This is a genomic window from Escherichia sp. E4736, from assembly GCF_005781225.1.
Lineage (GTDB): Bacteria > Pseudomonadota > Gammaproteobacteria > Enterobacterales > Enterobacteriaceae > Escherichia.
The window spans coordinates 211,050-235,686 of the sequence record NZ_VATT01000014.1 but is presented as its reverse complement, the minus strand read 5'-3'; the positions used below and the strand labels follow the sequence as shown (position 1 = coordinate 235,686).

Annotated in this window: 20 protein-coding genes; 15 read left to right on the top strand and 5 right to left on the bottom strand. The window is 50.6% G+C overall.

Translation table 11 applies throughout. The features are described from left to right. Positions 1 to 15: 15 nt before the first annotated feature. From fruA to FEK46_RS10330, 4 genes are all read left to right on the top strand, one after another. Positions 16 to 1,707: a PTS fructose transporter subunit IIBC gene (gene fruA, locus FEK46_RS10345; RefSeq protein ID WP_130207092.1), complete on the top strand. Its 1,692-nt coding sequence runs from the start codon at positions 16 to 18 to the stop codon at positions 1,705 to 1,707. A 422-nt stretch (positions 1,708 to 2,129) separates the two neighbouring features. Beyond that, positions 2,130 to 3,071, top strand: a complete 942-nt coding sequence (locus tag FEK46_RS10340) for a pseudouridine kinase (RefSeq protein ID WP_130207090.1) — start codon at positions 2,130 to 2,132, stop codon at positions 3,069 to 3,071. Next, complete coding sequence (psuG, locus tag FEK46_RS10335) at positions 3,059 to 3,997, top strand: pseudouridine-5'-phosphate glycosidase (protein ID WP_130217118.1); 939 nt, start codon at positions 3,059 to 3,061, stop codon at positions 3,995 to 3,997. The genes FEK46_RS10340 and psuG overlap by 13 nt, the downstream gene beginning before the upstream one ends. Positions 3,998 to 4,090: 93 nt before the next feature. Beyond that, complete coding sequence (locus tag FEK46_RS10330; protein WP_130207086.1) at positions 4,091 to 5,341, top strand: NupC/NupG family nucleoside CNT transporter; 1,251 nt, start codon at positions 4,091 to 4,093, stop codon at positions 5,339 to 5,341. Positions 5,342 to 5,399: 58 nt separating this feature from the next. Here FEK46_RS10330 and FEK46_RS10325 read toward each other — a convergent pair whose 3' ends face one another. Further along, positions 5,400 to 6,098: a transcriptional regulator YeiL gene (locus FEK46_RS10325; protein ID WP_135559378.1), complete on the bottom strand. Its 699-nt coding sequence runs from the start codon at positions 6,096 to 6,098 to the stop codon at positions 5,400 to 5,402. A 129-nt stretch (positions 6,099 to 6,227) separates the two neighbouring features. Here FEK46_RS10325 and rihB point away from each other — a divergent pair, with 129 nt between their 5' ends. Together rihB and FEK46_RS10315 are read left to right on the top strand one after the other, a co-directional pair. After that, positions 6,228 to 7,169: a ribosylpyrimidine nucleosidase gene (gene rihB / locus FEK46_RS10320; protein ID WP_130207082.1), complete on the top strand. Its 942-nt coding sequence runs from the start codon at positions 6,228 to 6,230 to the stop codon at positions 7,167 to 7,169. A gap of 99 nt (positions 7,170 to 7,268) precedes the next feature. Next, positions 7,269 to 8,519: a NupC/NupG family nucleoside CNT transporter gene (locus FEK46_RS10315; RefSeq protein WP_135559379.1), complete on the top strand. Its 1,251-nt coding sequence runs from the start codon at positions 7,269 to 7,271 to the stop codon at positions 8,517 to 8,519. A 54-nt stretch (positions 8,520 to 8,573) separates the two neighbouring features. Here FEK46_RS10315 and FEK46_RS10310 read toward each other — a convergent pair whose 3' ends face one another. The 3 genes from FEK46_RS10310 to FEK46_RS10300 form a co-directional block, all read right to left on the bottom strand. Beyond that, positions 8,574 to 9,662 carry a sugar kinase gene (locus FEK46_RS10310; protein ID WP_135559380.1) on the bottom strand — a complete coding sequence of 363 codons (1,089 nt, stop codon included), beginning with the start codon at positions 9,660 to 9,662 and terminating at the stop codon, positions 8,574 to 8,576. A 2-nt stretch (positions 9,663 to 9,664) separates the two neighbouring features. Continuing rightward, entirely contained in the window at positions 9,665 to 10,522 is an 858-nt protein-coding gene (gene nfo / locus FEK46_RS10305) for a deoxyribonuclease IV (protein ID WP_135559381.1), read from the bottom strand. Positions 10,523 to 10,595: 73 nt separating this feature from the next. After that, complete coding sequence (locus tag FEK46_RS10300; RefSeq protein WP_000182044.1) at positions 10,596 to 11,645, bottom strand: YeiH family protein; 1,050 nt, start codon at positions 11,643 to 11,645, stop codon at positions 10,596 to 10,598. 98 nt (positions 11,646 to 11,743) lie between these two features. Between FEK46_RS10300 and yieE the strand changes: the two genes are divergently transcribed. The 3 genes from yieE to cirA all read left to right on the top strand — a co-directional run bounded on the left by yieE (position 11,744) and on the right by cirA (position 16,576). Continuing rightward, the gene (yieE, locus tag FEK46_RS10295) at positions 11,744 to 12,625 is read left to right on the top strand and encodes a DNA-binding transcriptional regulator YeiE (RefSeq protein WP_130207074.1); all 882 of its coding nucleotides are present in this window, start codon (positions 11,744 to 11,746) and stop codon (positions 12,623 to 12,625) included. 204 nt (positions 12,626 to 12,829) lie between these two features. Beyond that, positions 12,830 to 14,299 carry a lysine-specific permease gene (gene lysP, locus FEK46_RS10290; RefSeq protein WP_130207072.1) on the top strand — a complete coding sequence of 490 codons (1,470 nt, stop codon included), beginning with the start codon at positions 12,830 to 12,832 and terminating at the stop codon, positions 14,297 to 14,299. A 285-nt stretch (positions 14,300 to 14,584) separates the two neighbouring features. Further along, on the top strand, positions 14,585 to 16,576 hold the full coding sequence (gene cirA, locus FEK46_RS10285; protein ID WP_135559382.1) for a catecholate siderophore receptor CirA: 1,992 nt from the start codon (positions 14,585 to 14,587) through the stop codon (positions 16,574 to 16,576). 31 nt (positions 16,577 to 16,607) lie between these two features. On the opposite strand, the gene yeiG is transcribed toward cirA, so the two are convergent. Beyond that, the gene (yeiG, locus tag FEK46_RS10280) at positions 16,608 to 17,444 is read right to left on the bottom strand and encodes an S-formylglutathione hydrolase (RefSeq protein WP_135559383.1); all 837 of its coding nucleotides are present in this window, start codon (positions 17,442 to 17,444) and stop codon (positions 16,608 to 16,610) included. A 257-nt stretch (positions 17,445 to 17,701) separates the two neighbouring features. Here yeiG and folE point away from each other — a divergent pair, with 257 nt between their 5' ends. The 6 genes from folE to mglC all read left to right on the top strand — a co-directional run bounded on the left by folE (position 17,702) and on the right by mglC (position 24,611). Then, positions 17,702 to 18,370, top strand: a complete 669-nt coding sequence (gene folE / locus FEK46_RS10275) for a GTP cyclohydrolase I FolE (protein WP_001139613.1) — start codon at positions 17,702 to 17,704, stop codon at positions 18,368 to 18,370. A gap of 16 nt (positions 18,371 to 18,386) precedes the next feature. After that, on the top strand, positions 18,387 to 19,544 hold the full coding sequence (yeiB, locus tag FEK46_RS10270) for a DUF418 domain-containing protein YeiB (protein WP_130207066.1): 1,158 nt from the start codon (positions 18,387 to 18,389) through the stop codon (positions 19,542 to 19,544). A gap of 141 nt (positions 19,545 to 19,685) precedes the next feature. After that, positions 19,686 to 20,708 (top strand): HTH-type transcriptional regulator GalS, encoded by a 1,023-nt coding sequence (gene galS / locus FEK46_RS10265; protein ID WP_135559384.1) that lies wholly within the window; start codon positions 19,686 to 19,688, stop codon positions 20,706 to 20,708. A 297-nt stretch (positions 20,709 to 21,005) separates the two neighbouring features. Then, positions 21,006 to 22,004: a galactose/glucose ABC transporter substrate-binding protein MglB gene (gene mglB, locus FEK46_RS10260; RefSeq protein ID WP_001036964.1), complete on the top strand. Its 999-nt coding sequence runs from the start codon at positions 21,006 to 21,008 to the stop codon at positions 22,002 to 22,004. A gap of 60 nt (positions 22,005 to 22,064) precedes the next feature. Next, positions 22,065 to 23,585, top strand: a complete 1,521-nt coding sequence (gene mglA / locus FEK46_RS10255; RefSeq protein WP_135559385.1) for a galactose/methyl galactoside ABC transporter ATP-binding protein MglA — start codon at positions 22,065 to 22,067, stop codon at positions 23,583 to 23,585. A 15-nt stretch (positions 23,586 to 23,600) separates the two neighbouring features. After that, the gene (gene mglC, locus FEK46_RS10250; protein ID WP_001275110.1) at positions 23,601 to 24,611 is read left to right on the top strand and encodes a galactose/methyl galactoside ABC transporter permease MglC; all 1,011 of its coding nucleotides are present in this window, start codon (positions 23,601 to 23,603) and stop codon (positions 24,609 to 24,611) included. The last annotated feature ends 26 nt before the right edge of the window (positions 24,612 to 24,637 follow it).

Sequence of the window (24,637 nt, the reverse complement as noted above, 5' to 3'; positions counted from 1 at the left end):
AGCAGGAGAGGCATAATGAAAACGCTGCTGATTATTGACGCTAATCTCGGTCAGGCACGCGCCTATATGGCGAAGACCCTGCTGGGCGCGGCGGCGCGAAAAGCAAAACTGGAAATCATCGACAATCCGAACGACGCTGAAATGGCGATTGTTCTCGGTGATTCCATCCCGAACGACAGCGCGCTGAACGGTAAAAATGTCTGGCTGGGCGATATTTCCCGGGCAGTTGCGCACCCTGAGCTGTTCCTGAGTGAAGCCAAAGGCCATGCGAAACCTTACACTGCGCCGGTCGCTGCGACAGCACCGGTTGCTGCCAGTGGTCCGAAACGCGTAGTTGCGGTGACTGCTTGCCCGACCGGGGTGGCGCACACTTTTATGGCGGCAGAAGCCATTGAAACCGAAGCGAAAAAACGTGGCTGGTGGGTGAAAGTTGAAACTCGTGGCTCTGTTGGCGCGGGTAATGCCATCACCCCTGAAGAAGTGGCTGCGGCGGATCTGGTGATTGTGGCGGCAGATATTGAAGTCGATCTGGCGAAATTTGCTGGTAAACCGATGTATCGCACCTCTACCGGTCTGGCGCTGAAGAAAACCGCGCAGGAACTGGATAAAGCCGTTGCTGAAGCGACGCCTTACGAACCAGCAGGCAAAGCTCAAACGGCGGCGACTGAAGGCAAGAAAGAGAGTACAGGCGCGTATCGTCACTTGCTGACGGGCGTCTCTTACATGCTGCCGATGGTCGTTGCAGGTGGTCTGTGTATCGCGCTTTCTTTTGCTTTTGGTATCGAAGCGTTTAAAGAGCCGGGTACGTTGGCAGCGGCGCTGATGCAGATTGGTGGCGGTTCAGCCTTTGCGCTGATGGTGCCGGTACTGGCAGGTTATATTGCCTTCTCTATTGCCGACCGTCCGGGCCTCACGCCTGGCCTGATTGGCGGTATGCTGGCGGTCAGCACCGGTTCTGGTTTCATTGGCGGTATTATTGCGGGCTTCCTGGCTGGTTACATTGCGAAGTTAATCAGTACGCAATTGAAACTGCCGCAGAGTATGGAGGCGCTGAAACCGATCCTGATCATTCCGCTGATTTCCAGTCTGGTGGTTGGTCTGGCGATGATCTACCTGATCGGTAAACCGGTTGCTGGCATCCTCGAAGCTCTGACTCACTGGCTGCAAACGATGGGGACTGCGAATGCTGTTCTGCTGGGCGCGATCCTTGGCGGCATGATGTGTACTGACATGGGCGGCCCGGTTAACAAAGCGGCATACGCGTTCGGTGTGGGTCTGCTGAGTACCCAAACCTATGGCCCAATGGCAGCGATTATGGCGGCAGGTATGGTGCCACCGCTGGCAATGGGGCTGGCAACGATGGTGGCGCGTCGCAAATTCGACAAAGCGCAGCAGGAAGGCGGCAAAGCAGCTCTGGTTCTGGGACTGTGCTTTATTTCCGAAGGTGCAATTCCGTTTGCTGCCCGTGATCCGATGCGTGTGCTGCCGTGCTGTATCGTTGGTGGAGCGTTGACTGGTGCAATCTCTATGGCGATTGGTGCGAAACTGATGGCACCGCACGGTGGTCTGTTTGTTCTGCTGATCCCGGGCGCAATTACGCCGGTACTGGGTTACCTGGTGGCAATTATTGCCGGTACGCTGGTGGCGGGTTTGGCTTATGCCTTCCTGAAACGTCCGGAAGTGGACGCGGTAGCGAAAGCAGCGTAATAAAAGGTGTGTTACAGGGCAGAAATTTCCTGCCCTGTATCATGTGAAGATCGCAAGGTGATTGACCCGTTCTTGAGGGTAACTCTATGAATTTATCTATTTTATCTTTAAGTTGAAACCTGAAATCTTCATCAAACATTAACCTTATTTTCTCAAGGGCAGATTAATTTCTGCCCTTTTTTATTGCTTCCGTTCTGTGCATCCCGTCACAAATTCTCCGTTTTTTTAATCCATGCATTTAATAGCGTTTTGTGAGCCTGTTCAAATCTGCCCATTTTGCTCATCTGGCGGCAATTTACTTTAAGTAAAACATGCATACTATGAGCACATGTTTAAATACGAACACATGTTTAAACGTTATTTGCAGTACCTATATTCTTGTGGATTGACAGAGTTGGTAATTTTTTACCAGGGGACGTGCTATGCGCGAAAAGGAATATGTCGTAATTATAGGTTCGGCGAATATTGATGTCGCCGGATATTCACATGAATCATTGAATTATGCGGATTCAAATCCAGGGAAAATAAAATTTACACCTGGTGGAGTAGGGCGCAATATCGCGCAAAATCTGGCATTGCTGGGGAACAAAGTCTGGCTACTTAGCGCTGTAGGTAGTGATTTTTATGGTCAATCGCTCCTGACGCAAACCAATCAATCCGGTGTTTATGTCGAGAAATGCCTGATTGTGCCAGGGGAAAATACGTCGAGCTATTTATCATTGCTCGATAATACCGGTGAAATGTTGGTTGCTATAAATGACATGAATATTAGTAACTGTATTTCTGCGGAATATCTCGCACAGCACCGTGAATTTATCCAGGGAGCAAAGGTCATTGTCGCTGACTGTAATATCAGTGAAGAGGCGTTGGTCTGGATTCTGGATAATGCCGCCGACGTACCTGTATTTGTCGATCCAGTTTCGGCATGGAAATGTGTCAAAGTGCGCGACCGTCTAAGTCAGATCCACACCCTGAAGCCAAACCGCCTTGAAGCAGAAACCCTGAGCGGGATTGCGTTGTCAGGGCGTGAAGATGTCGCAAAAGTTGCCGCCTGGTTCCATCAACATGGCCTGAACCGCCTGGTACTGAGTATGGGCGGCGACGGCGTTTACTACAGTGAAATAGGCAGTGAAAACGGCTGGTCTGCACCGATTAAAACCAATGTCATTAATGTTACCGGAGCGGGCGATGCCATGATGGCAGGTCTTGCTTCGTGTTGGGTCGACGGAATGCCGTTTGCCGAATCTGTTCGTTTTGCACAGGGATGTTCGTCAATGGCGCTCTCCTGTGAATACACCAATAACCCCAATTTATCGATTGCCAACGTTATATCGTTAGTGGAGAACGCAGAATGTCTGAATTAAACATTTCCCCTGAATTATTACAAATTTCCCCGGAAGTTCAGGATGCTTTAAAAAGCAAAAAACCAGTAGTTGCGCTGGAATCGACCATTATCTCTCACGGTATGCCGTTTCCACAAAATGCCCAGACGGCAATTGAAGTAGAAGAAACTATTCGTAAACAGGGCGCTGTACCTGCCACTATCGCCATTATTGGTGGCGTCATGAAAGTGGGCTTAAGCAAAGAAGAAATTGAATTGCTGGGTCGTGAAGGACATAACGTAACCAAAGTTAGCCGTCGCGATTTACCTTTTGTTGTTGCCGCCGGAAAAAATGGCGCAACCACCGTTGCTTCAACGATGATTATTGCGGCGCTTGCCGGAATTAAAGTATTTGCCACCGGGGGAATTGGTGGCGTACATCGCGGGGCGGAACATACCTTCGATATTTCTGCCGATTTGCAAGAACTGGCGCACACCAATGTCACCGTAGTTTGTGCCGGGGCGAAATCTATTCTCGATTTAGGCTTAACTACCGAATATTTAGAAACTTTCGGTGTACCGCTAATTGGCTATCAGACCAAAGCGCTGCCTGCGTTTTTCTGCCGGACCAGCCCGTTTGACGTCAGCATTCGTCTCGACAGTGCCACAGAAATTGCCCGCGCGATGGCGGTGAAATGGCAAAGCGGGCTGAACGGTGGCCTCGTGGTAGCGAACCCGATCCCGGAACAGTTTGCTATGCCGGAACACACTATCAATGCGGCGATCGATCAGGCGGTAGCTGAAGCTGAAGCGCAGGGTGTTATTGGTAAAGAAAGTACGCCGTTCTTGCTGGCGCGTGTTGCTGAACTGACCGGCGGTGACAGCCTGAAATCCAACATCCAGCTGGTGTTCAACAACGCCATTCTGGCGAGTGAAATTGCCAAAGAATACCAGCGTCTCGCGGGTTAATTTCCGACGGGCAGAAAGCCGTCGCCCGTACTGATCATACATACCGAAACCTGGCGCTGGCGCCGGGTTTACTGGCATAAAGGGAAAATCATTATGGATATAATGAGAAGTTTGGTGGGTATGGTGGTATTGCTGGCAATTGCGTTTGTGTTGTCGGTGAATAAAAAGGGCATCAGTTTGCGCACGGTTGGGGCCGCGCTGCTGCTGCAAATCGCCATTGGTGGCATCATGCTCTATTTTCCGCCGGGAAAATGGGCAGTAGAACAGGCGGCATTAGGCGTTCATAAAGTGATGTCTTACAGTGATGCCGGTAGCGCCTTCATTTTTGGTTCGCTGGTTGGGCCGAAAATGGATGTTCTCTTTGATGGCGCGGGCTTTATCTTCGCCTTTCGCGTACTCCCGGCGATTATCTTCGTCACTGCGCTTATCAGCCTACTGTACTACATTGGCGTAATGGGACTACTGATTCGTATTCTTGGCAGTATTTTCCAGAAAGCCCTCAACATCAGCAAAATCGAATCTTTTGTTGCGGTTACCACTATTTTCCTCGGGCAAAACGAGATCCCGGCGATCGTAAAACCGTTTATCGATCGCATGAATCGCAACGAGCTGTTTACCGCAATTTGTAGCGGGATGGCGTCTATTGCAGGTTCGATGATGATTGGTTATGCCGGAATGGGCGTGCCGATTGACTACCTGTTAGCGGCATCGCTGATGGCTATCCCCGGCGGTATTTTGTTTGCGCGTATTCTTAGCCCTGCAACCGAGCCTTCGCAGGTGACATTTGAAAACCTGTCATTCAGCGAAACGCCGCCAAAAAGCTTTATCGAAGCGGCGGCGAGCGGTGCGATGACCGGGCTGAAAATCGCCGCTGGTGTGGCGACGGTGGTAATGGCGTTTGTCGCAATTATTGCGCTGATCAACGGCATTATCGGCGGAATTGGCGGCTGGTTTGGTTTCGCCAATGCTTCTCTGGAAAGTATTTTTGGCTATGTGCTGGCGCCACTGGCGTGGATCATGGGGGTAGACTGGAGCGATGCTAACCTTGCGGGTAGTCTGATTGGGCAGAAACTGGCGATAAACGAATTTGTTGCTTACCTGAGTTTCTCACCGTATCTGCAAACGGGTGGCACGCTGGAAGTGAAAACTGTGGCAATTATCTCCTTTGCGCTGTGTGGTTTTGCTAACTTTGGTTCTATCGGCGTTGTCGTTGGGGCGTTTTCGGCTATTTCGCCAAAACGTGCTCCGGAAATCGCCCAGCTTGGTTTACGGGCGCTGGCAGCAGCGACGCTTTCCAACCTGATGAGTGCGACTATTGCCGGGTTCTTTCTTGGGCTGGCGTAATGCTCGATTTGTAGTCCAGATAAGACGTATCCGGCAATCGCGCTATTGCAAATAATTTTTACTGCATCATCCCGGAGAATTTATTCTCCGGGTCCATCTCCAGCGCCAGTCCTGACAACTGCTTTCTGTTTTTAATTAGATACCCTTTCTTGTTTTTAATTAATAAACCGTCGTGAATGAATTGCGCGAGAACATATAAAAGATGTCGATAAGAAACGCCCAAATACTCTGCGGCTTGCGTGTGCTTTTCGTGATAAAGATCACTTTCCTGCGAGAGTAATATAAATGCTGCCAGGCGATTCACTAACGGAAATGATTGGTTCTGAGTTAAAGAAACAATATTGCGATAATTTTTATGACTTAAGGTGACGCAGAGTTTTCGTAAAAATAGCGTGTCGTTTAATAACAGCGGGCGGTAATGTTTCATGGGGAGCGCAATACACCAACACTCTTCAATAGCCTGTACCGCACGCGATTCATGGTCTTTGTCGATTAACTCAATCTCGCCAATAAAACAGGGCGCGGCAAAGAAATCGATCAGCGACACGCGACCATTAGCAAGCGTGGCGTAAAGCCTGGCACGGCCTCGCGTCAGGTAAAACAGCCAGGACGGCTGTTGCCCTTCCTGCACAATGTAGTCACGCGCTAAAAAGTGAAATAACCGCGTGTCGGTAGAAACATCCGTTGAAAAGCAATCCTTAAACGCGGATTCACTCATCAATTGCTGCTTAAGATCATTATTGTGGATTTCTTTCACGATGTTTATCCGCTATGAGATTTCTCATATTTAGCATACGTACGCTGTTGTTAAGATTCAATCATCGACCCGGTCGAATTTTCTTTGCTGTAGAAAAAATAACGCAACTGGAAATAGAGGAAATAAACAATGGAAAAGAGAAAAATTATTCTGGATTGTGATCCGGGTCATGATGATGCTATTGCCATAATGATGGCTGCGAAACATCCGGCGATTGATTTATTAGGTATCACTATTGTGGCGGGTAATCAGACGCTTGATAAAACATTAATTAATGGCCTGAATGTTTGCCAGAAACTGGAGATTAATGTTCCGGTTTATGCGGGGATGCCGCAGCCCATTATGCGTCAACAAATTGTTGCCGATAATATTCACGGTGAAACCGGACTGGATGGCCCGGTATTCGAGCCGTTGACCCGCCAGGCAGAAAACACTCATGCGGTGAAATACATCATCGATACCCTGATGGCAAGCGATGGCGATATCACTCTGGTGCCGGTTGGTCCATTGTCAAACATCGCGGTGGCAATGCGCATGCAACCCGCAATCCTGCCCAAAATCCGTGAAATTGTACTGATGGGCGGCGCTTACGGTACAGGTAACTTCACGCCGTCTGCCGAGTTCAACATCTTTGCTGACCCGGAAGCCGCACGCGTGGTGTTCACCTCCGGCGTTCCGTTGGTGATGATGGGCCTCGATCTCACCAACCAGACCGTTTGCACCCCGGACGTGATTGCACGGATGGAAAGGGCAGGCGGCCCTGCCGGGGAGCTGTTCAGCGACATCATGAACTTCACTCTCAAAACGCAGTTCGAAAACTACGGTCTGGCTGGCGGCCCGGTGCATGACGCCACCTGCATCGGTTATCTGATTAACCCGAATGGCATTAAAACCCAGGATATGTACGTCGAAGTGGACGTTAATAGCGGCCCTTGCTACGGGCGTACCGTCTGCGACGAGTTGGGCGTTCTTGGTAAGCCCGCTAATACCAAAGTCGGCATTACCATCGATACCGACTGGTTCTGGGGCTTAGTCGAAGAGTGCGTTCGCGGCTACATCAAAACCCATTAAGTGTTGATAACAAGCCGGGTCAGTATCGCAAGATGCAGGCCCGGCTATTTCTGATGGGCAGAAAGCCGTCGCCCAAAATGACATGAAGAGATAATAACTATGGATGTCATGAGAAGTGTTCTGGGAATGGTGGTATTGCTGACTATTGCGTTTTTACTGTCAGTAAACAAGAAGAAGATCAGCCTGCGTACCGTTGGCGCGGCGTTAGTGTTACAGATCGTGATTGGCGGCATAATGCTTTGGTTACCGCCAGGGCGTTGGCTCGCTGAAAAAGTCGCTTTTGGCGTCCATAAAGTGATGGCGTACAGCGACGCGGGTAGCGTATTTATCTTCGGTTCTCTGGTCGGACCGAAAATGGATACCTTATTTGATGGCGCAGGATTTATCTTTGGTTTCAGTGTATTACCGGCAATTATCTTCGTCACTGCACTGGTGAGTATTCTCTACTACATCGGCGTGATGGGGATCTTAATTCGCATTCTTGGCGGTATCTTCCAGAAAGCATTAAATATCAGCAAGATTGAGTCATTCGTCGCGGTTACTACCATTTTCCTTGGGCAAAACGAAATTCCGGCGATCGTGAAGCCCTTTATCGATCGTCTGAATCGCAATGAGCTGTTTACAGCTATTTGCAGCGGTATGGCCTCAATTGCCGGTTCGACGATGATTGGTTACGCTGCACTGGGCGTGCCTGTGGAATATTTGCTGGCGGCATCGTTAATGGCGATCCCCGGCGGGATCTTGTTTGCCCGCCTGTTAAGCCCGGCTACGGAATCTTCGCAGGTTTCCTTTAATAACCTCTCTTTCACCGAAACACCGCCAAAAAGCATTATTGAGGCCGCTGCTACAGGGGCAATGACCGGGCTGAAAATCGCTGCGGGTGTGGCGACAGTAGTCATGGCATTTGTTGCCATCATTGCGTTAATTAACGGTATTATCGGCGGCGTTGGCGGCTGGTTTGGTTTTGAGCAAGCCTCGCTGGAGTCCATTTTAGGTTATCTGCTGGCCCCGCTGGCGTGGGTGATGGGTGTTGACTGGAGTGATGCAAATCTTGCCGGGAGTTTGATTGGGCAGAAGCTGGCGATCAATGAATTTGTTGCTTATCTCAATTTCTCGCCATATCTGCAAACGGGTGGCTCTCTGGATGCTAAAACCGTGGCGATTATTTCTTTTGCGCTGTGCGGTTTCGCTAACTTTGGTTCTATCGGGGTAGTGGTTGGGGCATTTTCTGCGGTTGCGCCACACCGTGCGCCGGAAATCGCCCAGCTTGGTTTACGGGCGCTGGCGGCGGCGACGCTTTCCAACCTGATGAGTGCGACCATTGCCGGGTTCTTTATTGGTTTAGCGTAGTGCGCGATTTATGAGCCGGATAAGACGCATTAAGCGTCGCATCCGGCAACATTGTTACACCATTGGCACTAATGAAAGCGCGTTATCGGCAGACAGGGTAGGGTTGTTTAAGCTGCCGCTGGCGCGCGAAATTGCCGCGCAGGCCATCGCAAAATGGGCGCTATCACGGAAACTGCTTCCTTCCAGAAAGCTATACACCAGGCCCGCCATAAAACCATCGTCAGCACCAAAACTGTCTACCGTCGTATGTGCTGGCGGAGTCAGCAAAAATTGTTCACCATCCTTTTCGCTGCAATAAACTGACTCATCGGGCAAATAAACAAACAGATGCTGAACACCTTGCTGATGCAACGCATTCACTGAGGCATTACGATCAGCATCGCTGGTTATCGGCTGGCCCCATAAAATTTCCAGCTCTGGCAAAGTGGGTTTCAGAGTGTGAATATGCGCCAGCCAGTGTTTGATTTTGCCCGCTTTAAATTCTGAAACGGTATCGACAAACACCGGGATTTCATCGGCAAGGGTGAAGACCCACTCCAGCGCCTCGGCAGTCAGGTTACAATCTGCCAGCACCACGCCCGCATGATGAAGTAAATCGCGCGACCCGTTCAGTAGTTGCGGTGTCAACTGTTCCAGCAGATGGGTATCGTTAATCGCCAGCACGGTTTCATCGTCTCGATTGGCAATTGCCAGATACGTCGATGTGCTTTGGCCGTGTAAACGAACACAGCCGGAGACATTCACTCCGGCGCGGCGCGTCTCTTCCAGGAGCATTTCGCCATAAAAGTCATCGCCAATCACCGAGAGTAAATGGACGTCGCGGCCTAACAGCGCCAGATTGTGGGCGATGTTGCGCCCAACACCGCCCGCCGAGCAATGAATTGTACCGGGATTAGAGGCCGCTTGCGGATAACGGATATCCGCCATCCCGCGAATATCCATATTGATTGTTCCCACCACCACGCAATATTCCTGCTCGGTGAGAATGTAACCTTTGCCTTTAATCCGCCCTTTGCGCATTAAATCCATAATATGCGCCGCTACGCGCGAACGGCTAATTTGCAGCATATCCGCAATTTCATTCTGCTGAATCAGCGGGTTACGCCGTAAAATTGCAAGGATTTCCTTCTCCCGGTTGTTCATTTTCAGGCTACCGCTTTTTCAGTTTGTTGCGCTTTCAGCCAGGCGATCTCTTCTGCCCAGATATCCGGGTTGATGGTTTCGAGGATCAGCGGAATCCCGTCGAAGCGGTCGTCCTGCATGATCCAGCGGAACGCATCATGGCCGATATTGCCTTCACCAAGGCTATGATGGCGATCAACGCGGCTGCCAAAGGTACTTTTCGCATCGTTGAGGTGCATCCCGCGCAGATACTTAAAGCCAACAATACGAGCAAAATCAGCGAACGTTTTCTCGCATTCGGCTGGAGTACGCAAATCATACCCGGCAGCGAAAGCATGGCAGGTATCAATGCAGACGCCGACGCGGGATTTTTCTTCCACACCGTCGATAATCGCCGCGAGATGTTCGAATTTAAATCCAAGGTTGCTGCCCTGACCGGCGGTATTTTCAATCACCGCGGTCACACCTTGTGTTTTATCCAGTGCAATGTTGATGGATTCGGCAATACGCGCAAGGCAATCCTCTTCTGAAATCTGCATCAGATGGCTGCCAGGGTGGAAGTTGAGCAAAGAAAGTCCCAGTTGTTCGCAACGCTGCATTTCATCTATAAAGGCATCGCGCGATTTTTCCAGGGCTTCAGCGACCGGATGTCCGAGGTTAATCAGATAACTGTCGTGGGGAAGAATTTGCGCCGATGTGTAGTGATATTTTTCACAGGCGGCTTTGAATTCATCGATGGTTTGCGTCGTGAGCGGTGCGGCACGCCACTGACGTTGGTTTTTGGTGAACAAGGCAAACGCGGTTGCGTCGATTTCGGCGGCGCGAATTGCGGCATTTGCCAGACCGCCAGCAGCACTAACGTGCGCTCCAATGTATTTCATGCGAGGACTCCTGTTAAACCCGCTGGAGGAAAACGGTAATGATAGCGGGTTAACAGGAGCAAGATGTAGTGGTTTATGCGATGACGCTTTGAATCACATAGTTAATTGCACCACCACCAACAATCAGCCAGGCAAACAGTACCAGTGCCATCAGCAGAGGTTTCGCCCCGGCTTTTTTCAGCGCGCTGACGTGAGTGGTCAGACCCAGCGCCGCCATCGCCATTGCCAGCAGGAAGGTATCCAGCGTTACCAGCATGTTCACCACGCTCTGCGGTAACAGGTGGAACGAGTTAAAGATGGCAACTACGATGAACAAGATGGCAAACCACGGAATAGTGATTTTGCTTTTCTCGCCGCTGTTCGCCCCAGACAGCTGTTTAACACGCGCCGCCAGCAGAATGAGGAACGGGGCCAGCATCATCACGCGCAGCATTTTGGAAATAACCGCTGCGTTTTCTGCATCCGGGCTGATGGCATGACCTGCCGCCACCACCTGCGCCACTTCGTGCACAGTAGAACCAATGTAGATACCGAAAGTTTCCGGGCTAAACCATTGAGACATCAGTGGATATATCGCCGGGTAGAGGAAAATCGCGACGGTCCCGAAGATAACAACGGTTGCAACAGCCACGGTTACTTTACTGGCTTCCGCTTTCACTACCGGCTCAGTCGCCAGTACCGCTGCAGCACCACAGATACTGCTACCGGCACCGATCAACCAGCTGGTGTGCTTATCCAGACCAAACACTTTCTGCCCCAGGAAGCAAGCCAGCAGGAAGGTACTGGACAGCGTCAGCACGTCAATGATGATCCCACTGATACCGACATCGGCAATTTGTGAGAACGTCAGACGGAAGCCATAAAGAATGATACCCAGACGTAATAAATATTGCTTGGCAAACAGCACGCCACCGTCACAGCTTTTCCAGATGTGCGGATAGATGGTGTTGCCTAAAACCATCCCCAACAAGATTGCGAGGGTGAGGGCACTAAACCCGGCACCCGCAATCGCGGGAATGGAACCACCCCACAGGGCGACCCCGGTGATAACTGCACTCAGGGCTAACCCCGGAATAAAATGCCACAGTGTACGATGTTGTTTCTGTAAGGTGATATTCGTCATAACCCTCTCCTTTAACCGGGCATAAGGTTACGACTAACTGGTTTAAAAATAAAATTGATTATATATTTATAATTAATCTTTATAAGTGGTAAGCGACTATGCACATCACCCTCCGGCAGTTGGAAGTTTTTGCAGAAGTATTGAAAAGTGGATCAACCACCCAGGCGTCGGTGATGCTGGCGTTGTCGCAATCAGCAGTGAGCGCAGCCTTGACCGACCTGGAAGGGCAGCTTGGCGTGCAACTGTTTGATCGCGTGGGTAAAAGACTGGTTGTTAATGAACACGGGCGGCTGCTCTATCCGCGTGCGTTGGCACTGCTTGAACAGGCGATTGAAATCGAACAACTGTTTCGCGAAGACAACGGCGCGATTCGTGTCTATGCCAGTAGTACCATCGGTAACTACATTCTGCCTGCAGTCATCGCCCGTTATCGCCATGATTATCCGCAGTTGCCGATTGAACTGAGCGTTGGGAACAGCCAGGACGTGATGCAAGCGGTGCTGGATTTCCGCGTTGATATTGGCTTTATTGAAGGACCGTGCCACAGCACTGAAATCATTTCTGAACCGTGGCTGGAAGACGAGCTGGTAGTTTTCGCCGCGCCGACTTCGCCGCTGGCTCGTGGTCCGGTCACTTTAGAACAGCTGGCCGCTGCGCCGTGGATCCTGCGTGAACGCGGTTCCGGCACGCGGGAGATTGTCGATTATCTGTTACTGTCGCATTTACCGAAGTTTGAGATGGCGATGGAATTAGGTAACTCCGAGGCAATCAAACATGCGGTGCGTCATGGGTTGGGAATTAGTTGCCTGTCGCGAAGGGTCATTGAAGATCAATTGCAGGCTGGCACATTAAGTGAAGTTGCTGTCCCTCTGCCGCGCCTGATGCGTACGTTGTGGCGTATACATCATCGGCAGAAACACCTTTCCAACGCGTTACGGCGCTTTCTGGAGTACTGCGATTCCTCCACTTTGCCGCGTTAATCTGTTGTACAGAAACCTACGGGGGCTGTGTCGATTTTGTGACGCAGCACCACCGGTATACATTCGCCAGAAAAGAGATTGGTTGCTTTACTTATAATCCCTGGACGATCATGAAGGTGTCTTATAAAAGCGTATTTCTACCGGAAGGATTGCAAATCGTCTGCTACAATCGCGCCTCATTTTTAAGATGGATAGCATTTTCGTATGGTTTCCGAAACTAAAACCACAGAAGCGCCGGGCTTACGCCGTGAATTAAAGGCGCGTCACCTGACGATGATTGCCATTGGCGGTTCCATCGGTACGGGTCTTTTTGTTGCCTCTGGCGCAACGATCTCTCAGGCAGGTCCAGGTGGGGCGCTGCTCTCGTATATTCTGATCGGCCTGATGGTTTACTTCCTGATGACCAGTCTTGGTGAACTGGCGGCATATATGCCGGTTTCTGGTTCCTTTGCCACTTACGGTCAGAACTATGTTGAAGAAGGCTTTGGCTTCGCGCTGGGCTGGAACTACTGGTACAACTGGGCGGTAACTATCGCCGTTGACCTGGTGGCCGCTCAGTTGGTCATGAGCTGGTGGTTCCCGGACACCCCGGGTTGGATCTGGAGTGCGCTGTTCCTCGGCGTTATCTTCCTCCTGAACTACATTTCAGTTCGTGGCTTTGGCGAGGCGGAATACTGGTTCTCACTGATCAAAGTCACCACGGTCATTGTCTTTATCATCGTCGGCGTGATGATGATTATCGGCATCTTCAAAGGCGCACAGCCTGCGGGCTGGAGCAACTGGACGATTGGCGAAGCACCATTTGCTGGTGGTTTTGCGGCGATGATCGGTGTGGCAATGATTGTCGGCTTCTCTTTCCAGGGAACCGAGCTGATCGGTATTGCTGCAGGCGAGTCCGAAGAACCGGCGAAAAACATTCCACGCGCGGTACGTCAGGTGTTCTGGCGAATCCTGCTGTTCTATGTGTTCGCAATCCTGATCATCAGCCTGATCATTCCATACACCGATCCGAGCCTGCTGCGTAATGATGTTAAAGACATCAGCGTCAGCCCGTTCACCCTGGTGTTCCAGCATGCGGGTCTGCTCTCTGCGGCGGCGGTGATGAACGCGGTTATTCTGACGGCGGTGCTGTCAGCGGGTAACTCCGGTATGTATGCGTCTACTCGTATGCTGTACACCCTGGCGTGTGACGGTAAAGCACCGCGCATTTTCGCTAAATTGTCGCGTGGCGGCGTACCGCGTAACGCACTGTATGCGACCACGGTAATTGCAGGTCTGTGCTTCCTGACCTCCATGTTTGGTAACCAGACGGTATACCTGTGGCTGCTGAACACCTCCGGTATGACAGGCTTTATCGCCTGGCTGGGAATTGCGATCAGCCATTATCGTTTCCGTCGCGGTTATGTGCTGCAGGGGCATGATATTAACGATCTGCCGTACCGTTCAGGCTTCTTCCCGCTGGGACCGATCTTCGCTTTTGTGCTGTGCCTGATTATCACTCTGGGCCAGAACTACGAAGCGTTCCTGAAAGACACTATCGACTGGGGTGGCGTAGCGGCAACCTATATTGGCATCCCGCTGTTCCTTATGATCTGGTTTGGCTATAAGTTGATTAAAGGAACCCACTTCGTACGCTACAGCGAAATGAAGTTCCCGCAGAACGATAAGAAATAAGTTTTACCCCTTCCTTAATAAAGCCCTCTCAACCGAGAGGGCTTTTTCTTTTCCTTAGTATTCATACGGATATAAAATTTAACATTTGGATTGATAATTGTTATCGTTTGCATTATCGTTACGCCGAAATCAAAAAAGGCTGACAAATCAGAGGCTGTTCAGGCTTTTGGGATGATCACCTGCATACAAAAAAGTCTACCGCGATGCTGCCGTACGCAAGGGGACATGAAGAAGATGTGAGCGATAACCCATTTTATTTTCGTAGTTACCTCATGGAGATATGGAATGTTTAGGTTGAACCCTTTCGTACGGGTCGGGCTGTGTTTGTCCGCAGTTTCATGTGCATGGCCTGTGTTAGCGGTTGATGATGATGGCGAAACGATGGTAGTCACGGCGTCTTCCGTTGAACAAAACCTCAAAGATGCGCCCGCCAGTATCAGCGTCATTACCCAGGAAGACCTGCAGCGAAAACCGGTACAGAATCTGAAGGATATCCTCAAAGAAGTGCCGGGCGTACAACTGACTAACGAAGGGGACAACCGTAAGGGCGTCAGTATTCGTGGTCTGGATAGCAGCTACACCCTGATTCTTGTCGATGGTAAACGTGTTAACTCGCGCAATGCCGTCTTCCGCCATAATGACTTTGACCTGAACTGGATCCCGGTCGATTCCATCGAACGTATCGAAGTGGTACGTGGCCCGATGTCTTCACTGTATGGTTCCGATGCGCTCGGCGGCGTGGTGAACATCATCACTAAAAAAATCGGCCAGAAATGGTCAGGTACGGTAACGGTAGATACCACCATTCAGGAACATCGCGATCGCGGTGACACCTACAACGGCCAGTTCTTCACGAGTGGACCGCTGATTGACGGCGTGCTGGGAATGAAAGCTTACGGCAGCCTGGCAAAACGTGAAAAGGATGACCCGCAGAGTTCCTCTACTACCGACACGGGAGAAACGCCGCGTATTGAAGGATTCTCCAGCCGCGACGGCAATGTCGAATTTGCCTGGACGCCGAATCAAAATCACGATTTTACCGCTGGTTACGGTTTCGACCGCCAGGATCGCGATTCTGACTCGCTGGACAAAAACCGCCTCGAACGCCAGAACTACTCCGTAAGCCATAATGGGCGCTGGGATTACGGCACCAGCGAACTGAAATATTATGGTGAGAAAGTCGAGAACAAAAACCCTGGCAACAGTAGCCCGATTACTTCCGAAAGTAACACGGTCGATGGTAAATACACGCTGCCGCTGACGGCTATCAATCAGTTTGTCACGGTGGGTGGTGAATGGCGCCACGACAAACTTAGCGATGCGGTGAACCTGACCGGTGGCACTAGCACTAAAACGTCCGCCAGTCAGTACGCGCTGTTTGTGGAAGATGAATGGCGGATCTTCGAGCCGCTGGCGCTGACGACCGGCGTGCGTATGGACGATCACGAAACCTACGGCGAACACTGGAGCCCGCGTGCCTATCTGGTCTATAACGCCACTGATACCGTAACAGTAAAAGGCGGCTGGGCGACGGCTTTTAAAGCACCTTCTCTGTTGCAACTTAGCCCCGACTGGACGACCAACTCCTGCCGTGGCGCATGCAAGATTATTGGTAGCCCGGACCTGAAACCAGAAACCAGCGAAAGTTGGGAGCTGGGGCTTTACTACATGGGCGAAGAAGGTTGGTTGGAAGGCGTTGAATCCAGTGTGACCGTCTTCCGCAATGATGTGAAAGATCGTATTAGCATCAGCCGTACATCTGACGTCAATGCTGCGCCGGGTTACCAAAACTTTGTTGGTTTTGAAACGGGGGCAAACGGTCGACGTATACCGGTGTTCAGTTACTACAACGTCAATAAAGCACGTATCCAGGGTGTGGAAACTGAGTTGAAAATCCCGTTCAACGATGAATGGAAGCTGTCACTCAACTACACCTACAACGATGGACGCGATGTCAGCAACGGTGAAAACAAACCGCTATCCGATCTGCCGTTCCATACCGCTAACGGTACGCTGGACTGGAAACCGCTGGCGCTGGAAGACTGGTCGTTCTATGTTTCTGGTCACTACACCGGTCAGAAACGTGCCGACAGCGATACCGCTAAAACACCGGGCGGTTATACCATCTGGAATACCGGCGCGGCCTGGCAGGTGACCAAAGACGTCAAACTGCGCGCAGGCGTGCTGAACCTGGGCGACAAAGATCTGAGTCGTGATGACTACAGCTATAACGAAGACGGGCGTCGTTACTTTATGGCAGTGGATTATCGCTTCTGATGAGGAGATGCCCGGCGAACCGGGCGAACTTTCACTTCAGTAAATACTGCGCATGGAAGCGCAGATGATCCTCTATAAAAGAAGCAATGAAGTAATAACTGTGATCATAACCAGGTTGAATACGTAGCGTCATCGGCCACGCTTTCTGCCGCGCGGCTTCTGCCAGAACTGCGGGTTGCAGCTGGTCGGCAAGAAACTGATCGTTATCGCCCTGATCGATAAGCGTCGGGATCGCATCCTGCGCGTTACTGGCATACATCAGCGCGCAACTGTCCCATTCCAGCCATGCATTTTTGTCCTCACCTAAATAGCGGCTAAACGCTTTGATTCCCCACGGGACGCTGCACGGATTCACAATTGGCGCAAAGGCCGAAACGCTGGTGTATTTGCCCGGATTTTTCAGCACCATAATCAATGCGCCATGACCACCCATCGAATGGCCGCTAATAGCGCAGCGATCGCTGACGTTAAATTGCGATTGAATCAGCGTCGGTAATTCATCGCGCAGATAATCATACATCCGGTAATGCGTCGCCCACGGCGGTTGTGTGGCGTTGATATAAAACCCCGCACCCTGGCCTAAATCGTAGCCATCATCGTTGGCAACCTGTTCGCCGCGCGGGCTGGTGTCTGGCATCACCAGCACAATCCCCAGTTCTGCCGCTACGCGCTGAGCGCCTGCTTTGGTGGTGAAGTTCTCGTCATTGCAGGTTAAACCTGAAAGCCAGTACAGCACAGGCGGAGGGGCGTTGTCGCGGGGCGGTGGGAGAAAGATGCTGAACGTCATCGGGCAATTTAAGGTACTGGAGTCGTGCCGCCAGCGTTGCTGCCAGCCTTCAAAACAGCGGTGCTCTTCGAGCATTTCCATGCGTGGCTCCTTGTTGTGTTGTTTGCATTTTAGTCATCATACCGTTTATTCAATGCGCTGTGAGTAACTTTCACTTCCGCATATGCATAACGATGTTTTAACATCTAACGCTGAAAGGCAGCGGCAATTACAATAATTATCGCTGTGAATACTGGATTATGTGCGCCACCTCACGCACAATAATCGGGCTGCTAATCAGCTTAATAACTTTGCCCCCACGCAGGGCGGAGGCGTCACACCTGCAGGAGAAAACATAAATGCCATCACTCAGTAAAGAAGCGGCCCTGGTTCATGAAGCGTTAGTTGCGCGAGGACTGGAAACACCGCTGCGCCCGCCCGTGCATGAAATGGATAACGAAACGCGCAAAAGCCTTATCGCCGGTCATATGACTGAAATCATGCAGCTATTGAATCTCGACCTCGCTGATGACAGTTTGATGGAAACGCCGCATCGCATCGCTAAAATGTATGTCGATGAAATTTTCTCCGGTCTGGATTACGCCAATTTCCCGAAAATCACCCTCATTGAAAACAAAATGAAGGTCGATGAAATGGTCACCGTGCGCGATATCACCCTGACCAGCACCTGCGAGCACCATTTTGTCACTATCGATGGCAAAGCGACGGTAGCCTATATCCCGAAAGATTCGGTGATTGGCCTGTCGAAAATTAACCGCATCGTGCAGTTCTTTGCCCAGCGCCCGCAGGTGCAGGAACGTCTGACTCAGCAAATCCTCATTGCGCTGCAAACGCTGCTGGGGACCAATAACGTGGCTGTCTCCATCGACGCGGTGCATTACTGCGTGAAAGCGCGTGGCATCCGCGATGCAACCAGCGCCACGACAACGACCTCCCTCGGTGGTTTGTTCAAATCCAGTCAGAATACGCGGCACGAGTTTCTGCGCGCTGTGCGTCATCACAACTGATTAAAAGGCAGGAACCATGGAGCGCAACGTCACGCTCGATTTTGTTCGCGGCGTCGCCATTCTGGGGATCCTGCTATTAAACATCAGCGCCTTTGGTTTACCAAAGGCGGCTTATCTCAATCCCGCCTGGTATGGCACTATTACCCCGTCCGACGCCTGGACCTGGGCGTTTTTGGATCTCATCGGCCAGGTAAAATTCCTCACGCTTTTTGCGCTGCTGTTTGGCGCGGGCCTACAAATGTTGCTGCCGCGCGGCAGACGCTGGATTCAGTCGCGGTTAACACTGTTAGTCTTGCTGGGCTTTATTCACGGTTTATTGTTCTGGGACGGCGATATCCTGCTGGCTTACGGGTTGGTGGGCTTAATCAGTTGGCGACTGGTGCGCGATGCGCCATCGGTAAAAAGTTTATTTAATACTGGCGTGATGCTGTATCTGGTGGGGATTGGCGTTTTGCTGTTGCTGGGGTTGATTTCTGACAGCCAGACCAGCCGCGCCTGGACGCCAGATGCATCGGCCATTTTGTATGAAAAATACTGGAAACTTCATGGCGGCGTCGAAGCGATCAGTAACCGTGCCGATGGTGTAGGCAACAGTTTACTGGCACTGGGCGCGCAGTATGGCTGGCAACTGGCGGGGATGATGTTAATTGGCGCGGCGCTGATGCGCAGCGGCTGGCTGAAAGGGCAGTTCAGCTTACGTCACTATCGTCGTACCGGTTTTGTGCTGGTAGCAATTGGTGTGCTGATTAACCTTCCTGCTATCGCACTGCAATGGCGGCTGGACTGGGCGTATCGCTGGTGTGCCTTCTTACTTCAAATGCCGCGTGAACTTAGCGCGCCGTTTCAGGCAATTGGCTATGCGTCGCTGTTTTATGGCTTTTGGCCGCAATTAAGCCGCTTCAGGCTGGTGCTGGCAATCGCCTGCGTCGGACGGATGGCGCTAACCAATTATCTACTGCAAACGCTGATTTGTACCACGCTGTTTTATCACCTCGGTTTGTTTATGCAGTTTGACCGCCTGGAGTTGCTGGCGTTTGTCGTTCCGGTATGGCTGGCGAACCTGCTTTTCTCTGTTATCTGGCTGCGTTACTTCCGTCAGGGGCCGGTGGAATGGCTCTGGCGTCAGTTAACCTTGCGCGCTGCCGGACCTGCATTATCTAAAACATCCAGATAACGATCTGGATCACATTCATTAACAAAACGGCTGTAACCGTTTCCATTGCTGTGACTCGATTCACGAAGTCCTGTATTCAGTGCTGACAAAATAGCCGCCAGCAAGCAGTAACCTACTGCAATCTCATAACAGGTAGTGAATATGATCACCATTCGTGATGTAGCGCGTCAGGCTGGCGTCTCTGTGGCAACGGTTTCCCGGGTGCTCAATAACAGCACGCTGGTAAGTGCCGACACGCGTGAAGCAGTTATGAAAGCGGTGAGTGAGTTGGATTATCGGCCAAATGCCAATGCACAGGCGCTGGCAACTCAGGTGAGCGATACCATCGGTGTGGTGGTCATGGATGTTTCAGATGCATTTTTCGGCGCATTGGTTAAAGCCGTCGATCTCGTTGCCCAGCAACATCAGAAATATGTGTTGATTGGCAATAGCTATCATGAAGCGGAAAAAGAGCGTCACGCCATCGAAGTGCTAATCCGCCAGCGTTGTAACGCGTTGATCGTTCATTCAAAAGCGTTAAGTGACGACGAGCTGGCGCAATTTATGGACAACATTCCTGGCATGGTGCTCATCAATCGGGTTGTGCCTGGCTATGCCCATCGCTGTGTTTGTCTGGATAATATTAGCGGCGCCAGAATGGCGACGCGCATGTTGCTGAATAACGGTCATCAACGTATCGGTTATCTCTCTTCCAGCCACAGCATTGAAGATGACGCAATGCGTAAAGCGGGCTGGATAAGCGCGCTGAAAGAGCAGGATATTGTTCCGCCGGAAAGCTGGATTGGCACGGGGACGCCGGATATGCCAGGCGGCGAGGCGGCGATGGTTGAACTACTCGGGCGCAATCTACAACTTACCGCTGTATTTGCCTATAACGACAATATGGCCGCTGGCGCTCTGACGGCATTAAAAGATAATGGCATTGCGATTCCGTTACATCTCTCAATCATCGGTTTCGATGATATCCCCATTGCTCGTTACACCGACCCGCAATTAACGACCGTGCGTTACCCCATTGCTTCGATGGCAAAATTAGCCACGGAACTGGCCTTGCAGGGGGCAGTAGGCAACATTGATCCGCGTGCCAGCCACTGTTTTATGCCGACGTTAGTGCGTCGCCATTCTGTTGCAATACGCCAGAATGCGGCGGCGATCACTAACTGAGCAAATCAGAGGATGTAACCGCTTTCAATTTGTGAGTGATTTCACAGTATGTTAACAATGCGGTAGCTATGATTGCACCGTTTTAACGTTGTAACTTGTATGTAACAGCGAATGATCGCTTTTATCGAAGTTATGGCGTCATAACAACAATTAGAGCCGTTTTATGGAGCGTTACCGGGCATGGACGAACGGATTTTTAAAAATGAGCTTCGGCGTTCAGTAACACTTCATTAACCATACTGGCCCGCCGAGCATTTATCTCAAGCACTACCCTGCATAAGAAAAACCGGAGATACCATGAATAAGAAGGTGTTAACCCTGTCTGCTGTGATGGCCAGCATGTTATTCGGCGCCGCTGCACACGCTGCTGATACCCGTATTGGTGTGACGATTTATAAATATGACGATAACTTTATGTCTGTTGTGCGTAAGGCTATCGAACAGGATGCGAAAGCAGCACCAGACGTCCAGTTGCTGATGAATGATTCACAGAATGACCAGTCCAAGCAGAACGATCAGATTGACGTGCTGTTGGCGAAAGGGGTGAAGGCGCTGGCAATCAACCTGGTTGACCCGGCAGCTGCGGGTACGGTGATTGAGAAAGCGCGCGGGCAAAACGTGCCGGTGGTTTTCTTCAACAAAGAACCTTCCCGTAAGGCACTGGATAGCTACGACAAAGCCTACTACGTTGGTACTGACTCCAAAGAGTCCGGCATTATCCAGGGCGATCTGATTGCTAAACACTGGGCGGCGAATCAGGGGTGGGATCTGAACAAAGACGGTCAGATTCAGTTCGTACTGCTGAAAGGCGAGCCGGGCCATCCGGACGCAGAAGCACGCACCACTTACGTGATTAAAGAACTGAACGACAAAGGCATCAAAACTGAACAGTTACAGTTAGATACCGCTATGTGGGACACTGCTCAGGCGAAAGATAAGATGGACGCCTGGCTGTCTGGCCCGAACGCCAACAAAATCGAAGTGGTTATTGCTAACAACGATGCGATGGCAATGGGTGCGGTTGAAGCGCTGAAAGCACACAACAAGTCCAGCATTCCGGTGTTTGGCGTCGATGCGCTGCCAGAAGCTCTGGCGCTGGTGAAATCCGGTGCGCTGGCGGGTACCGTACTGAATGATGCCAACAACCAGGCGAAAGCGACTTTTGATCTGGCGAAAAACCTGGCCGATGGCAAGGGCGCCGCTGACGGCACCAACTGGAAAATCGACAACAAAGTGGTTCGCGTACCTTATGTTGGCGTAGACAAAGATAACCTGGCTGAATTCAGCAAGAAATAAGACTGAACGGGCGCAATAGTTTATTGCGCCCTTATTGTATGACCAACAAGGTAAAATTATATGGTCAGCTCAACGATTCCGTCATCAGGTGAATACTTGTTGGAAATGAGCGGTATCAACAAGTCCTTTCCCGGTGTTAAGGCTCTTGATAATGTCAATTTAAAAGTTCGGCCACATTCCATCCATGCATTAATGGGTGAGAATGGCGCGGGAAAATCGACATTATTAAAATGCTTGTTCGGTATCTATCAAAAAGATTCCGGCACCATTTTATTTCAGGGTAAAGAGATCGATTTTCATTCTGCCAAAGAAGCACTGGAAAATGGTATTTCGATGGTACACCAGGAGTTAAACCTGGTATTACAACGTTCGGTGATGGACAACATGTGGCTGGGGCGATATCCCACCAAAGGCATGTTTGTTGATCAGGACAAAATGTACCGCGAAACTAAAGCGATTTTTGATGAACTGGATATTGATATCGATCCGCGTGCGCGCGTCGGTACATTATCTGTTTCGCAAATGCAGATGATCGAAATTGCTAAAGCGTTTTCCTATAACGCGAAAATTGTGATTATGGATGAACCGACTTCTTCGTTAACCGAAAAAGAGGTCAATCATCTGTTTACTATTATTCGTAAATTAAAAGAACGCGGCTGCGGTATTGTCTATATCTCGCATAAAATGGAAGAGATTTTCCAGTTATGTGATGAAGTCACCGTATTGCGCGACGGTCAGTGGATCGCTACCGAACCGCTGGAAGGGCTGACGATGGACAAGATCATCGCCATGATGGTTGGTCGTTCTCTTAACCAGCGTTTCCCGGATAAAGAAAACAAGCCGGGCGAAGTGATCCTCGAAGTGCGTAACCTGACGTCACTACGCCAGCCATCGATTCGCGATGTCTCGTTTGACCTGCATAAAGGGGAGATCCTCGGTATTGCCGGGCTGGTGGGGGCGAAACGTACCGATATTGTTGAGACATTATTTGGCATTCGCGAGAAATCTGCTGGCACCATTACGTTGCATGGCAAAAAGATCAATAACCATAATGCCAACGAAGCCATTAACCACGGATTTGCACTAGTAACTGAAGAACGCCGTTCAACGGGAATTTATGCCTATCTGGATATTGGCTTTAACTCATTAATTTCCAATATTCGCAACTACAAAAATAAAGTGGGCTTGTTGGATAACTCGCGGATGAAAAGCGATACCCAGTGGGTGATTGATTCGATGCGGGTAAAAACGCCAGGGCATCGTACGCAAATTGGTTCGCTCTCAGGTGGTAATCAGCAAAAGGTGATTATTGGTCGCTGGCTGTTAACGCAACCAGAAATATTAATGCTCGACGAACCGACGCGCGGTATTGATGTCGGAGCGAAGTTTGAAATTTATCAGTTAATTGCCGAACTGGCGAAGAAAGGCAAGGGGATTATTATTATCTCCTCTGAAATGCCAGAGTTGTTAGGGATAACAGACCGTATTCTGGTCATGAGCAATGGTCTCGTTTCTGGAATTGTCGATACAAAAACAACAACGCAAAACGAAATTCTGCGTCTTGCGTCTTTGCACCTTTAAGATTAGGGGCTTCCCATGAGTGCGTTAAATAAGAAAAGTTTTCTTACTTACCTGAAAGAGGGCGGTATTTACGTCGTTCTTTTAGTTTTGCTGGCGATTATTATTTTCCAGGACCCAACATTTTTAAGTCTGTTGAACTTAAGTAATATTCTCACCCAGTCATCGGTGCGTATTATTATTGCGCTCGGCGTGGCAGGGTTAATTGTCACCCAGGGGACTGACCTTTCCGCTGGTCGTCAGGTGGGGTTGGCGGCAGTTGTAGCGGCGACGTTATTGCAGTCGATGGATAACGCCAACAAAGTGTTCCCGGAAATGGCTACGATGCCGATTGCGCTGGTTATTCTGATTGTCTGTGCTATTGGCGCGGTTATCGGTTTGATCAACGGGCTGATTATCGCCTATCTCAACGTAACGCCGTTCATAACCACTCTCGGTACGATGATCATCGTTTATGGCATTAACTCGCTCTATTACGACTTTGTTGGTGCGTCGCCTATTTCTGGTTTTGACAGTGGTTTCTCCACTTTTGCCCAGGGCTTTATTGCGCTGGGGAGCTTCCGTCTCTCTTACATCACCTTCTACGCCCTGATTGCGGTGGCCTTCGTCTGGGTGCTGTGGAACAAAACCCGTTTCGGTAAGAACATTTTTGCCATTGGCGGTAACCCGGAAGCGGCGAAAGTTTCTGGTGTCAACGTTGGCCTGAACCTGCTGATGATCTACGCGTTGTCTGGCGTGTTCTATGCCTTCGGCGGGATGTTAGAAGCCGGACGTATCGGCTCTGCCACCAACAACCTCGGCTTCATGTATGAGCTGGATGCTATCGCGGCGTGCGTGGTGGGCGGCGTATCGTTCAGCGGCGGTGTGGGGACGGTCATTGGTGTAGTGACCGGGGTCATTATCTTTACGGTCATTAACTATGGCCTGACGTACATCGGCGTAAACCCGTACTGGCAGTACATCATCAAAGGGGCGATTATTATCTTCGCCGTGGCGCTGGATTCACTGAAATACGCACGTAAGAAGTGATGTGAATGTGGGTATTGCCGGATGCA

Excerpts from the sequence above, each read along its gene's own strand:
- mglA (WP_135559385.1), top strand. The coding sequence starts at position 22,065 with ATGGTCAGCTCAACGATTCCGTCATCAGGTGAATACTTGTTGGAAATG.
- mglC (WP_001275110.1), top strand. The coding sequence starts at position 23,601 with ATGAGTGCGTTAAATAAGAAAAGTTTTCTTACTTACCTGAAAGAGGGC.
- fruA (WP_130207092.1), top strand. The coding sequence starts at position 16 with ATGAAAACGCTGCTGATTATTGACGCTAATCTCGGTCAGGCACGCGCC.
- yieE (WP_130207074.1), top strand. The coding sequence starts at position 11,744 with ATGCACATCACCCTCCGGCAGTTGGAAGTTTTTGCAGAAGTATTGAAA.
- folE (WP_001139613.1), top strand. The coding sequence starts at position 17,702 with ATGCCATCACTCAGTAAAGAAGCGGCCCTGGTTCATGAAGCGTTAGTT.
- FEK46_RS10315 (WP_135559379.1), top strand. The coding sequence starts at position 7,269 with ATGGATGTCATGAGAAGTGTTCTGGGAATGGTGGTATTGCTGACTATT.
- nfo (WP_135559381.1), bottom strand. The coding sequence starts at position 10,522 with ATGAAATACATTGGAGCGCACGTTAGTGCTGCTGGCGGTCTGGCAAAT.
- cirA (WP_135559382.1), top strand. The coding sequence starts at position 14,585 with ATGTTTAGGTTGAACCCTTTCGTACGGGTCGGGCTGTGTTTGTCCGCA.
- FEK46_RS10330 (WP_130207086.1), top strand. The coding sequence starts at position 4,091 with ATGGATATAATGAGAAGTTTGGTGGGTATGGTGGTATTGCTGGCAATT.
- FEK46_RS10340 (WP_130207090.1), top strand. The coding sequence starts at position 2,130 with ATGCGCGAAAAGGAATATGTCGTAATTATAGGTTCGGCGAATATTGAT.
- FEK46_RS10300 (WP_000182044.1), bottom strand. The coding sequence starts at position 11,645 with ATGACGAATATCACCTTACAGAAACAACATCGTACACTGTGGCATTTT.
- mglB (WP_001036964.1), top strand. The coding sequence starts at position 21,006 with ATGAATAAGAAGGTGTTAACCCTGTCTGCTGTGATGGCCAGCATGTTA.
- yeiB (WP_130207066.1), top strand. The coding sequence starts at position 18,387 with ATGGAGCGCAACGTCACGCTCGATTTTGTTCGCGGCGTCGCCATTCTG.
- rihB (WP_130207082.1), top strand. The coding sequence starts at position 6,228 with ATGGAAAAGAGAAAAATTATTCTGGATTGTGATCCGGGTCATGATGAT.
- FEK46_RS10310 (WP_135559380.1), bottom strand. The coding sequence starts at position 9,662 with ATGAACAACCGGGAGAAGGAAATCCTTGCAATTTTACGGCGTAACCCG.
- lysP (WP_130207072.1), top strand. The coding sequence starts at position 12,830 with ATGGTTTCCGAAACTAAAACCACAGAAGCGCCGGGCTTACGCCGTGAA.
- psuG (WP_130217118.1), top strand. The coding sequence starts at position 3,059 with ATGTCTGAATTAAACATTTCCCCTGAATTATTACAAATTTCCCCGGAA.
- galS (WP_135559384.1), top strand. The coding sequence starts at position 19,686 with ATGATCACCATTCGTGATGTAGCGCGTCAGGCTGGCGTCTCTGTGGCA.
- yeiG (WP_135559383.1), bottom strand. The coding sequence starts at position 17,444 with ATGGAAATGCTCGAAGAGCACCGCTGTTTTGAAGGCTGGCAGCAACGC.